This is a genomic window from Providencia sp. R33, from assembly GCF_019343475.1.
Taxonomy (GTDB): Bacteria; Pseudomonadota; Gammaproteobacteria; order Enterobacterales; family Enterobacteriaceae; genus Providencia.
This window is the reverse complement of the sequence record NZ_CP072453.1, coordinates 1038885-1051195: the sequence shown is the minus strand read 5'-3', so window position 1 is coordinate 1051195 and position 12311 is coordinate 1038885. Positions and strand designations below refer to the sequence as shown.

The 12311-nt window shown below is 37.3% G+C and carries 12 protein-coding genes and 1 tRNA gene; 8 read left to right on the top strand and 5 right to left on the bottom strand.

Translation table 11 applies throughout. The features are described 5' to 3' along the window. Positions 1-61: 61 nt before the first annotated feature. Positions 62-138, top strand: a tRNA-Pro gene (locus J6836_RS04830). A 395-nt stretch (positions 139-533) separates the two neighbouring features. On the opposite strand, the gene J6836_RS04825 is transcribed toward J6836_RS04830, so the two are convergent. Next, a complete protein-coding gene (locus tag J6836_RS04825) occupies positions 534-1130 on the bottom strand; it encodes a pentapeptide repeat-containing protein (protein ID WP_219247295.1) in 597 nt (198 codons plus the stop codon). Positions 1131-1319: 189 nt separating this feature from the next. Here J6836_RS04825 and J6836_RS04820 point away from each other — a divergent pair, with 189 nt between their 5' ends. Beyond that, positions 1320-1733, top strand: a complete 414-nt coding sequence (locus tag J6836_RS04820; protein WP_219247293.1) for a GNAT family N-acetyltransferase — start codon at positions 1320-1322, stop codon at positions 1731-1733. A gap of 19 nt (positions 1734-1752) precedes the next feature. Here J6836_RS04820 and J6836_RS04815 read toward each other — a convergent pair whose 3' ends face one another. Next, entirely contained in the window at positions 1753-2286 is a 534-nt protein-coding gene (locus J6836_RS04815) for a GNAT family N-acetyltransferase (protein WP_219247291.1), read from the bottom strand. A 259-nt stretch (positions 2287-2545) separates the two neighbouring features. Here J6836_RS04815 and J6836_RS04810 point away from each other — a divergent pair, with 259 nt between their 5' ends. Continuing rightward, complete coding sequence (locus tag J6836_RS04810) at positions 2546-2806, top strand: DinI-like family protein (protein WP_219247289.1); 261 nt, start codon at positions 2546-2548, stop codon at positions 2804-2806. 57 nt (positions 2807-2863) lie between these two features. Here the strand turns inward: J6836_RS04810 and J6836_RS04805 are convergent, their stop codons facing one another. Together J6836_RS04805 and J6836_RS04800 are read right to left on the bottom strand one after the other, a co-directional pair. Continuing rightward, positions 2864-3655, bottom strand: coding sequence for a MipA/OmpV family protein (locus tag J6836_RS04805; RefSeq protein WP_219247287.1), 792 nt, complete (start codon positions 3653-3655; stop codon positions 2864-2866). A 22-nt stretch (positions 3656-3677) separates the two neighbouring features. Continuing rightward, entirely contained in the window at positions 3678-3923 is a 246-nt protein-coding gene (locus J6836_RS04800; RefSeq protein WP_219247285.1) for a hypothetical protein, read from the bottom strand. 171 nt (positions 3924-4094) lie between these two features. On the opposite strand from J6836_RS04800, the gene J6836_RS04795 reads away from it, so the two are divergent. The 3 genes from J6836_RS04795 to J6836_RS04785 all read left to right on the top strand — a co-directional run bounded on the left by J6836_RS04795 (position 4095) and on the right by J6836_RS04785 (position 6790). Further along, positions 4095-4769 carry a response regulator gene (locus J6836_RS04795; RefSeq protein WP_219247283.1) on the top strand — a complete coding sequence of 225 codons (675 nt, stop codon included), beginning with the start codon at positions 4095-4097 and terminating at the stop codon, positions 4767-4769. Continuing rightward, on the top strand, positions 4759-6120 hold the full coding sequence (locus J6836_RS04790) for a sensor histidine kinase (protein WP_219247281.1): 1362 nt from the start codon (positions 4759-4761) through the stop codon (positions 6118-6120). Before J6836_RS04795 ends, J6836_RS04790 begins: the two co-directional genes overlap by 11 nt. Positions 6121-6214: 94 nt before the next feature. Next, complete coding sequence (locus J6836_RS04785) at positions 6215-6790, top strand: cysteine hydrolase family protein (RefSeq protein ID WP_219247279.1); 576 nt, start codon at positions 6215-6217, stop codon at positions 6788-6790. A 13-nt stretch (positions 6791-6803) separates the two neighbouring features. Here J6836_RS04785 and J6836_RS04780 read toward each other — a convergent pair whose 3' ends face one another. Then, positions 6804-7652 carry a D-amino-acid transaminase gene (locus J6836_RS04780; protein WP_219249383.1) on the bottom strand — a complete coding sequence of 283 codons (849 nt, stop codon included), beginning with the start codon at positions 7650-7652 and terminating at the stop codon, positions 6804-6806. Positions 7653-8331: 679 nt separating this feature from the next. On the opposite strand from J6836_RS04780, the gene J6836_RS04775 reads away from it, so the two are divergent. Both J6836_RS04775 and J6836_RS04770 read left to right on the top strand, forming a co-directional pair. Further along, on the top strand, positions 8332-9600 hold the full coding sequence (locus J6836_RS04775; RefSeq protein ID WP_219247277.1) for a mechanosensitive ion channel family protein: 1269 nt from the start codon (positions 8332-8334) through the stop codon (positions 9598-9600). A gap of 280 nt (positions 9601-9880) precedes the next feature. Then, positions 9881-12310, top strand: coding sequence for a DMSO/selenate family reductase complex A subunit (locus J6836_RS04770; RefSeq protein ID WP_219247275.1), 2430 nt, complete (start codon positions 9881-9883; stop codon positions 12308-12310). Position 12311 lies beyond the last annotated feature (1 nt).

Here is a 12311-nt window from a genome sequence, read left to right as displayed (position 1 = left end):
AATCAGACTCGATATAGGGCTCTTGATTTTAAGGGCAAATTGAGTAGTATAAATCACAGTTCGGCATGTAGCGCAGCTTGGTAGCGCACTGTCATGGGGTGTCAGGGGTCGGAGGTTCAAATCCTCTCATGCCGACCAAAATTCCTTAGAGAAACCAACCTGTTAGGGTTGGTTTTTTTATGTCTAAAATTTGAAATGGGTAAATTCGGGTAAAAGACAGGTAAAATTCCAACAAAAAATACTTCCTTTTTATTTCCAAATTTAAAAAACTCATTTATTCTTAAATTGAGCGAACACGCTTATGCGCAGTATCGTTAACGCCAAGCATTACGGGAGGTTTGTATGTTTCTCGTATATACCATCATTGTCATTGCTTTTTTCATCTCTTTGGCAACTATTGATATGCCTGATAGTGACAAAATTAGTATTGAGATTGAAGATAAGCAGATAGGACTTATGTATGCTATGTGATATTAGGTAACCCGCCCTTTCAGGTTCTCCCTGCAAAGGGCATTTTTATTATTTATATTCAATTAATCAACAAGTTGAATATCTAAACCATACAGTAACTCTAATGCTTCGAAACGTGAAAATTTAGCCTGTTTTAGCGTATTTTGGCGAATATCAATCGTAAAGGAATGCGTTCCCGTAAAATCTACCGACGTTAAATTGGTTTGCATAAATAAGCTATTTGATAAATCGCAATCTGTTATCACCGATTTATTAAGTTCCGCATTTCTAAAATCAATATCATGTAAACGGCAATCATCAAATTGTGTTTCATGGAGCTTAAGTGCAAAAAAATTGCCACCGCTTAAAATGCAGCTTTTAAAACTCAACTGTGAATAAAAATCAAAGCGAGGCCAATACGCTTTTGTCCAATCAATCCCCACTAATTTGCTACCATTAAATTCACAAGCAGAAAAACGTGAGTTAGGAATGATGACTAAGCTTAAATTACATTTTGAAAATGTACATTCTACAAATCTACAATCTGTAAAACGACTTCCCGTAAAGTTGCAATTGATAAATTCACACCGCTCAAACAGGGAATGTTCAAATTTTTCATCTTCAAATTCTAAATCACAAAATTTTTGATCTAAATATTCGCTTTGACTTCCTATTTCCATTATGACCTCGTTGCTACTAATACCTAGAAACCTTTCAATACTGTATATAATACCATGCATTTTTTATGAAAACTCGATGCCTAGCACAAAAAGCGCGATTGGATGTTTTACCGATATTTAGATAGCATTGATAAGTAAAATAATTTTGCTCTATACTGCATAACCACAATAAATTGGTAAGAGAGTTATATGAATTGCCGTTTAGCGACAGTAGATGATATAAACAATATCTACAGAATAGACACTGTAGCGACAGATACTCGATTAAGCGAAATCACACATTGGGTCAAACAGGATCATTGTTTTGTATTGGAAGAAAATGAACAAATATTCGCGTACGGTGTTATAACGCCACAGTTTTTTGCACATGGGTTTATTGAACTCTTGATGGTTAATAACCTATATCGCCGACAAGGCTTAGGACTACTATTAATAAAACAATTAATCAAAAGAAGCCCTACAACAAAAGTTTTCACCTCAACAAATCAATCAAATACAGCCACCCAACAGCTTTTTGTGAAAGCTGGCTTTATTCCGAGTGGCAGTATTGAAAACTTGGATGATCATGACCCAGAACTTATCTATTGCTACATCCCAAGCTAAAACTGTCTTATTAACAGATTTACAATAACGTTTTTTCCATCACAACTGTTTGTAGCATCTGGTTAAAACGTTGATAAGTTTCTTTATCTATAGCTTGTGGATAGCTTAATACTTCTAGTTCATGAGGCTTATTTTCAGGGTAATAGCTTGGGTGCGCATGTGCATATTCATTTTGTTGAAAACCACAGTGCTGATAAAACGAAAGTCGCTTCCTGCTTACTTCATCAATAACAGGGTCAATTTCAAGAATAACTTGCCCAACATCGAGGCAAAATTGTTTTAACACTTTCTGTCCATAGCCTTGCCCTCTTAACGAGTCTGCAATAGCGAGGTGTTCAACATAAAAATAATCTTTAATTTTCCAGCAACCTATAAAACCCACAAATTCACTATTATCTGTAAAGTAATAAAGATGATAATCATTGAGCCCTAAAATCGACTCTCTACCTTGGTAGCTTCTTTGCTCATAAAGTGGAAAGGATTTATCATATAACTGATTAACAAGCTCTTTCTCGTTTATATCATTCCTAGATAATCTGATTGAATGTAACATTTATTCCTATACTCATCATTACGTGAACACAATACACTTTTAGAATACATATTTTTTTTATACTAACAATCAATTTATCCTCTACAACCTTATTTTTAGTTATTCTTAACTATCTGTTTTAATTGTTTATTATTTCTCCCCTAAAATCCATTGCCCTTTATCTCATCTAATTTGAAAAATTTTTTATAATCTTATTGACTTTTTTCCCTTATACATCTAAAAATACTGTATATTAATACAGTCTTTAGCCGAGGCTATTATGTTACGGATTGAAGTTTTATTTGATAAAAACGCACCACAAAAACCAAGCACAAACGTTTTACATGCACTTGAATCTGAGATTCTACGTAAACTACAGAATCAGTACCCTGATATGGTAACTCGTGTTGGTTTTAGCTCACAGCAACGTGTAAATATCTCAGGTACCAAGATGTCAGAAGATAAGATTCGTATTGAAGAAATATTAGAAGAAATTTGGTTGGATGACGGGTGGATCCCCGAAGAAAATACTACTGAATAAACTTCATTAATTAAAGGAATGTTAGCAATAAATAAGCATTCCTTTATTTTGTTATACTTAGAACGCGTAGCGGAAGCCGGTTAACCCTACAAAACCTAATTTTTGCTCTGTTAATGAACTCTTACCTGCATCACCAATTAAATAATATGCAGCAACACCTGTGTATAACGTAAGATTTTCATCCATATTATAATTTAATATAGCTGAGCCATGCACATCTTTAAAACCACTACTTGCATCATATTCTGTAAACTTCGATTTACTTGCTTGCTGTTTGGAAACACCAAAATAGGCTTGGTTATAGGCTTTATTTCCCCAAACCGTCGCTAAGTTATATTCCATTTCCCATGAATCATTAATTTCATAGTTTGTATTCATACCTAATTCTACAGTAACAGTGCGACCTATGTGGCGCCCACCGTAATGTCTATCTTTTGTTGCAACATCACCCATAATATAAAATGCATAATTGTTCAATGTGTAATAAAGATCAGCGCCGACTAACAGAGAGCCATCTAAGTCCCCCATTCCTTTAAGATCTTTATTTTTATTACCTAAAAAACCATTTTTTTCATCACGGCCATAATCGTAGCCCAACGAACTAACAAAAGTGAGATTATCTGTTAAGCCTATCCCCCATGCTGCACCGTCAATGCCTAAGCTAAATACACCATAATCCTCAGAGAGGTAAGCATATGTTGCCTCTAAATTTGGTCCAAACTGGTATTTTTTTGAACCTTCATAAACTGGCGCTATATTGACGCCTGCCCCTACAATAAATGTACTTTCTCCTGCGACAACATAACTACATGGCAAAATACCAACCATTAATGCTACAATTTTTTTCATATTTAAATGTCACTCATCGTGATTAATAAATCTTTTGCCTTATAAATGTTTTAATTTCTTTTAATGGGCTTAATTTTCTTTTTCTTTCATCAGAAAGCTGCGCCTGAGAAATACATTTATTAATATCCGTACACGTAGCTATTTCATTGATTGCTATGTTTGAAAAATGAACACTCGATGTTTTATTAAAATCTTTTCCCATAATTATCAATGCAATAAGAATTACTGCGATAAATATTGGTACTTCATAGATAGCTTGTTTCATCATCAATGCTCTTATTCTTAGGAAGGTGTAAGAATAATAATCCGTCTATATTTTTGTACCTTAAAAATGGGTTAAACCAAGCTTAAGATAAACTTAAATCTAAGCTGAAGTTGGGACGACTAGATGTTGTCTGGTTTCCATTGGCTGCTTATACTGACGCCCAGAGGTGATAATATGAATATCCTATTAGTAGAAGATGATCTCCAACTGGGGAAAGCACTTTGTCGTGGGCTTGAATTGGCAGGTTTTAATCCCTGTTGGGTGCGATTGCTTACCGATGCAAAATCACAGCTCGCTTCTCGTAATTTTGATTTAATGCTATTAGATTTAGGGCTACCTGATGGTGATGGTCATGATGAGTTAATTGCATGGCGTAACTCTGGGGAATCAATCCCAATCATTATATTAACTGCCCGAAATCAAATGGATAATTTAGTTTCTAGCTTAGACTCAGGTGCGGATGACTTTTTGACCAAGCCATTTGCCATGCCCGAACTTATATCTCGCGTCAAAGCTGTAAGCCGTCGAATAGCTGGATTTTCATCCGAAATTTGGCAATTAGATAATCTGCAATTGAACCCAGTAAATCATCAAGTCACGCTTAATGAACAGCTACTCTTGCTCTCTGGAAAAGAGTATTTATTGTTGTATGAATTAATTAAGAATGCAGATAATGTTGTTCGAAAGACAGATTTAGAGCAGCGACTCTTTGGTATCGATGATGTGGAAAGTAACTCTTTAGAAGTTCATATTCATAATTTGCGCCGCAAGATAGGTAAAGACCGTATTATTACTATCCGTGGTATCGGTTATTTATTAAAAAAAGAAGCTCAGCCAAGTGAAAGTTAAATCCTTTTTTATTTATACCTTCGGCTTACAAATTAGTTCTGTGATTTTTCTATGGCTAATATTAGTCGGTTGGCTGCAATTTTTCTATTGGCCATCAATTCATGAAGAATTAAACAAGCAACAAGTAATCATTACGACTGGGTTTGCCAAAACACTAGGCGTCGTTTCTGATAATCCTGAATATTTTAATGAAATCGCCAACATATTACAAAATCTCTATACAGAGGCTATTGAGAATGGTGAAGGGATTAATTATCGACCATTTATGGTTGTTAGAGACAACTTAGGTAATGTTCTTTACCGCAATAGTGAAAAATTAGCAGTACCTTCGCTAAAAACAATTGACGAGTTAACAAGGCAATACCCAGATTGGCATTTTACATCCGCATGGAATCACTCTAAGCAATTTGAAGTGATTATTGCAGAATCCTACGCAGACCGTACCTCATTGTTAGGTACGCCAGCGGAAGGGACTGCAATACCCTTAGCTTTTATATTAGCAATCATGTTTCTTGCTATTGTCATTACAGCCTATTTTAGCTTAAGGCCATTAAGACAAGCTGCAAAAATTATATCCAGTCGCCAACCAGGCAACTTATCGCCTATCGAAGTTAAAGAACAATATAAAGAAATTCGTCCTATTATTGCGGCAATCAATAACCTGATGACCCGCGTTGATGCAGCAAATCAGCGCGAAAAACGCTTTATGGCAGATGCAGCACATGAACTACGTACCCCTATTGCCGCAGTTATCGCTCAGTTACATTTATTAATGCAAATCGATAATCCAAAAGAAAAAGAAGAAATTATTAATGATATGCAGGAAACATTGAACCGCGCAGCTTCTTTATCTCATCAACTTATTGATTTAGCCCGTTTAGAAGCCGAGGATTTTGTCTTAAATAAAGAGAAAATTGATTTACCCACTTTAATCAGCACCATTATTTCATCCCATGTTCCTTATGCGATTAATAAAAATATCGATGTTGAACTGCAAAGCCCAGATTCTTTCTATATATTCACAGATAAGCTAGCGCTCACCAATATCTTTACCAATTTAATCGAAAATGCGATTAAATATTGCCCTGAGAAAGGCAAAATTAAAGTTTCTATTAAAGACTTAACCCCTTTTGGGGCCACCATTTCATTACAAGATAATGGACGAGGTATTCCAGAACAAAGCCGCCAACTCATTTTTTCTCGTTTTTACCGTGTCCCAGGCACAATGGAAACAGGAAGTGGCTTAGGTTTATCCATTGCCCATAATTTAGCGCTGAAAATTAATGCGTCAATTAAAGTTACTGATGGATTAGATAATAAAGGGATTGGTTTCATTATTGATTTACCTTAAATTGAATTCTGTAATTGAGTTAACAGCATAGGAACTATTTTGCAGTTAACATAACGCCTTTAAGTTAATTTACTTACAGAAAAAAGAGGCAATAATGTCCAAGGCATTAGTAATTATTGATCTCATTGAAGAGATAATTGGTAAAAATGGCTTATCAAATTCGAGCTATCAACAAGCATATGAGCGAAAGATTATTGAAAAAGCGAATCAGGCAGCCACTCATGCAAGAAACCTTCGAATTCCTGTTATTTGGGTAAAAGTGGGGTTCTCAGATAATTACCACGATGTTCCCGCTGGCTCTCCTATGTTTCAACACGCCAAAGAAATTGGTGCATTAAAACTAAGTGACAACGGCTGTAATTGGGTACATGACCTTGATGTGGGTTTTCGCGATCCTGTAATGATTAAAAAAGGTGTCTCCGCATTTGCTGGAAACCATTTTAATAAGTGGCTCACGAATAATGGAATTACACAGTTGTTTATTGGTGGTGTTAGCACCGTAAAAGCCATTCAGAGCACAGCGCGTGAAGCGCATGATTTAGGCTACTTTGTCACTATTTTAGATGATTTATGCGCCGCTCCAACACTTGAACTTCATCAGCAAAGTCTCCAAGCATTAGAGGGCATGGTCACGGTTTCTTCCGTTAAGGAATTTCTGCAATCAAAATAACAAAGTCTATTTGTTATTTTGTATTCTCTAGGTAAATCTCGCGTAGCCGGATGGCAATACTCCCCGGCTTACCGTCCCCAATCACCTGATGATTAATTTTGATGACAGGGCAAACTAATGTTGTAGCCGATGTCATAAAAACTTCTTTCGCGGTTAGCATTTCTTCAAGGCTAAATGCTTTTTCAATAATCTCTATACCCTGCTCTTGAGCCAGCGAAATGACCGCTTTTCGTGTAATACCGGGTAAGATCTCATGAGTCAACCCTCGAGTCTGTAATTGATTATACTGATTCACAATAAAGCAATTACTGGAACTTCCTTCTGTTACAATCCCATCCTTGACGAAAATTGCATCATCAGCACCTTGTTGTTTAGCATGCTCTTTTGCTAAGGACGCAGCTAATAAAGCCACCGTCTTAATATCACACCGCCCCCAGCGAATATCTTCTACTGTGACAGCCGTAATGCCATTTTTTACTTTTAGGCTATCAACAATGTTCGTCTTTTGTGCAAACAATACTAACGTTGGTTTAGTCTCTTTATCAGGAAATAAAAAATTACGCTGTTTTGCATTTCCTCGAGTGAATTGAAGGTAAATAAGTCCTTCATTGATATTGTTACGCTCAATTAATTGCGTATGAATTTGTTTAATCTCATCCACGCTATACGGTAAATCAAGTTGCAATTCATGACATGAACGCTGTAAGCGTGCAATATGGTTTTCAAAATCGACAAGTTTTCCATTGATAATGGCGGTCACTTCATATACTGCATCGGCAAATAGAAAACCTCGGTCGAAAACAGATACTGTAGCCTGTTCTTCAGGTAGATATTGACCATTCACGTAAGTTATCATTGATATACATCCCTTTAATTAGCCAATTTATTCTCTTTCGTATAATTAACCATACACCATATTTACCCATCTGCGTTTCAATTCATCTTTTTTCTTATAAAGCCTATAGAAGAAACAACTATAGTCACGACAAATACCCACATTAAAATTATGTTTAATTTTTAAAATATATTTTAGGATTAACTTGACATTAACAACCCAAAGATTAAAATGCCTTCACGTGATCGAGATCACACTTTAATAATCGGAGTTAACCATGAGCAGCATTAAAGAATTTATCAGTAGTGTTCAAGAAGTCATTGAATTACTGTCAAAACGTTTTATGTAAGTTAGTTGTTTTCTAGTCAATCAAACCTTTCATTTACCTTATCATTAGCGTTAATTTGCAAATATTCTGCACAGCGGCTTTGAATTCAAAGCCGCTTTTTTATTGCTATTTTGCAGTGTGTTAAATTTATGTTGGCATGTCTGGCACGTTACGCTAAAAGCTATCCATTCATCTACGTTATTATTACCAAAGTAATTTTATTATCATCCTAATATTTATCGCTTCCATACATTATTAAGACAGAGTTTTATTTCTCTTATAATGAAATTTAAATCTGCCCATGATAGTCTTTCTTAGTAACCAAAACTTTTTATAGAGATAAACTGCAATTAAAACATCGTCATAGAAGGAGAACACATGCAGCAGCAACTGCTCGACTGGGTACACCAGTTTAATCAAGACTATGCCAACCTCGCCTCTTTGCTCATGGTGCTTGGGCTCATACTGATTGTCGCCCTTGTATTGCACCTTTTTTTACACAAAATATTACTGCCTACGTTAGAAAAACGGGGGCAAAAATCTGCGGGTAGCTGGCCTCATTTGCTCACCCAACATTATCTTTTCAACCGAATTGCATTTGTGATCCAAGGGGTGGTAGTTAATATCCAAGCAACGCTTTGGCTATCTGCTGGCTCAACCGCACAAACCGTTCTTAAGGTTGGCTCACAAGCATGGTGCCTACTATTTGGTTTATTAACGATTTATTCTATTCTCGATATCGTATTAGGTATCCTACAACGTGCTGCCAAAACCGCACACCTTCCTCTGCGAGGCATATTCCAAAGTATTAAGCTCATAGCATCAATACTGATTGCCATCATGATCATTGCACTACTGATTGGTAAATCTCCACTGATTATTTTAAGTGGGTTAGGTGCCATGACGGCAGTGATGATGTTGGTATTTAAAGACCCTATAATGGGCTTAGTTGCTGGAATACAGCTATCAGCCAATAATATGGTGAATATTGGTGATTGGTTAGAAATGCCAAAATACGGTGCTGACGGTGCCGTTGTTGATATTGGTTTAACCACAGTGAAAGTCCGTAACTGGGATAATACCGTTACGACCATTCCAACTTATGCATTAATTTCAGATTCTTTTAAGAACTGGAAAGGCATGACAGAATCTGGTGGGCGACGGATAAAACGCAGTTTTCGTATTGATGCCACCAGCGTACATTTTTTAACGCCTGAAGAAATTACGCTCTGCGAAAAAGCCAATTTACTTGAACCATATATTGGCCAAAAAGTATCTGAAATCCAAGTATTTAATTCTGCAATTCCTGATGAGAAAGCGATCCCATTAAACCAACGCCGTTTGACAAATATCGGGACATTTCGTGCTTATATTGATGCCTATTTAAAAGCACACCCTAACATTCATAAAAAAATGACCATCATGGTAAGGCAATTGGAATCGGACTCGAATGGTATTCCTATCGAGATTTACGCATTTACAAATACAACGGTTTGGGTTGAATATGAAAGGATCCAATCAGATATCTTTGACCACATTTTTTCTATCTTACCGCAATTTAATTTAATGCCACATCAATCACCTACCGGAAATGATGTTAGATTAATTAACTCGTCGGCAGTAAAACCGTTAACACCAAGTGATTAGTAAAACTTTCTTATTTATCTACATCTAAAGTAGTATTTTAAAAGAGGGTTTAGCCCCTCTTTTTCCTCATTTCCCACCCAATCATTATATAAAAATAAATATAACGATAGTTAATAAAAATAGAACTAAAAACCTCTTCAGCTAAAAAAACCTTATAAATTATATAAATACATAAAATTTATCCGTATCAACATTGATGTAAATCATGTCACTTAACACAGACATTTTTTAACATATAAAACAAGTTAGTCGTGTTGTTATTTACATATAGGCAATGTCAATGCATAAAATTAAAAATAATACTCAATTTGGAGAACTGAGCAGAAGGGAGTTTATACAGACCTCTGCAACCGTTGCGGGTGTCGCCGCAGTGGCTGGCTCAATCACTCTCCCCTTTTCTGCTCAAGCAAAAGCACCAGCAATCATGCCTGACGAAGTCAGCGAAAAAATCAGTTACAGCGCATGCTTAGTTAACTGTGGAAGTCGTTGCCCTCTGAAGGTTCACGTTAAAGACGGTGTTATCAGCCGTATTTCTAACGAAACAATGTACGATGACTCCACGTTAGGCGAACACCAAATTCGCCCATGCTTACGTGGACGCTCAGTGCGTTGGAAAACCTATAATCCTGACCGTTTAAAATACCCAATGGTTCGTGTAGGTAAACGTGGTGAAGGAAAATTCAAGAAAATCACTTGGGATGAAGCCACTACTATCATTGCTGAAAAACTGAAATATACCATTGATAAATATGGCAGTGATGCTATTTATTATCAGTATGGTTCTGGTTCAACAGGCGCAAACTTGCATGGCCGTGCCGCGTGTAAACGTCTACTCAGCTTAACGGGTGGTTTCTTAGGTGATTACGGTACCTATTCATACGCTCAGTTAATGGAAATTACACCATACGTATATGGTAGCGTTGAAGAGTCTTATTTATCCGAAATTCAAAATTCTGATTTAGTTGTCATGTTTGGTCATAACCTCGCCGAAACACGAATGTCTGGTGGAGGCCAATTTTATGAAACACTCAATGCATTAGATAAGAGTAAAGCAAAGGTCATTATTATTGACCCACGCCGCACTGATAGCGTCACAACGTTAGGCGCTGAATGGATCCCTATCTACCCAGGTACTGACGCAGCATTAGTTGCAGCACTGGGCTATGTAATGATCCAAGAAGGGTTAACTGACGAAGAATTCCTAAAAAATTACTGTGTTGGCTGGGATGAGTCCACACTTCCCGCATCTGCGCCGCGTAATGGTTCATATAAAGACTATATCTTAGGTAATGGCCCAGATGGCATTGTTAAAACACCTGAATGGGCAAGTAAGCTAACTGGCATTTCTGTTGCACGTATCACCCAATTAGCACGTGAAATTGGCAATGCAAATCGCGCTTGGATTTCACAAGGTTGGGGCTTACAACGTACGGAAAATGGTGAGCAGGCTTGCCGTTCTATCATGATGCTGCCATTGATGTCAGGCAATATTGGTCGAGCTGGTACTAACACCGGTTTATGGGGTAATAGCTACGCTTACCCAGTTGCAGGTTTTGCATTACCTAACCCTGTGAAAGCGCTGATCCCAACCTACATGTGGTCTGAAGCCATTGTACGCGGTAAAGAACTGACGGCAGAAAATGGCGGTATCAAAGGTGTTGATAAACTGGAAAACGACATCAAATTTATGTGGTGTTACTCCAGTAATGTTATAGGTAACCAACACGGTGACTTGAATAAAACCCATGAAATTCTCTCTGATGAGTCTAAGTGTGAGTTTATTTTAGTGTGGGATAACCACGACACCCCATCGGCTAAATATGCAGATTTACTGCTACCTGACGTCACCACCGTTGAAACTAACGACCTGATTAATAACTCCTATGCAAGTGGTGCGTATCATTACCTTGTGCGCCTACAGAATGCGATTGAGCCACTATGGGAAAACCGTCCTAACTATGACGTATTAGCCGAAATAGCGGAAAAAATGGGTGTTAAAGATCAATTCACAGAAGGCCGTACTTACGCAGAGTGGATTGAGTTCTGTTACAACAAAACTCGTGAAAAAATGCCACACCTACCTGAGTTTAGTGAAACAGACGGTGCGGGTATCATTGACCGTAAGTTCCTAAATAGCAGCGAAAATATTGCACTGAAAAAATTCCGTGATGACCCGATTAACAACCCGTTAAAAACGCCATCAGGGAAAATTGAAATTTATTCAGAAAAACTGGCTGAAAGAGTTAAAAATTGGGAGTTGCCAGAAGGCCAACGCATCCCTGCTCTTCCAGAATATTGTGTAAATAAAGAAGGGGTTGAGGCACAAGCTAAAGACCAAAAACACACTTTATTGATGACAGGCTTCCATGATAAAGGTCATGTGCATTCATCCTATTATAATGTGGCGATGCTACGTGAGGCCATTCCTCACCAATTCTGGCTCAACCCAATTGATGCGCAACAGCGTGGTTTAAATAATGGTGATCTGGCTGAGATATTCAATGACCGTGGCCGTATCCAAATTAAAGTTAAAGTGACTGAGCGTGTATTACCCGGTGTTATTGCTGTTCCGCAAGGTGCATGGCGTACCCTCAATAGTGAAGGTTTAGATGTTGGCGGTTGTATCAATACCTTAACTTCACATGTGCCTTCCCCACTCGCGAAAGGTACACCACAGCATACCAACCTTGTTGAAGTTAAACGCGCTTAAG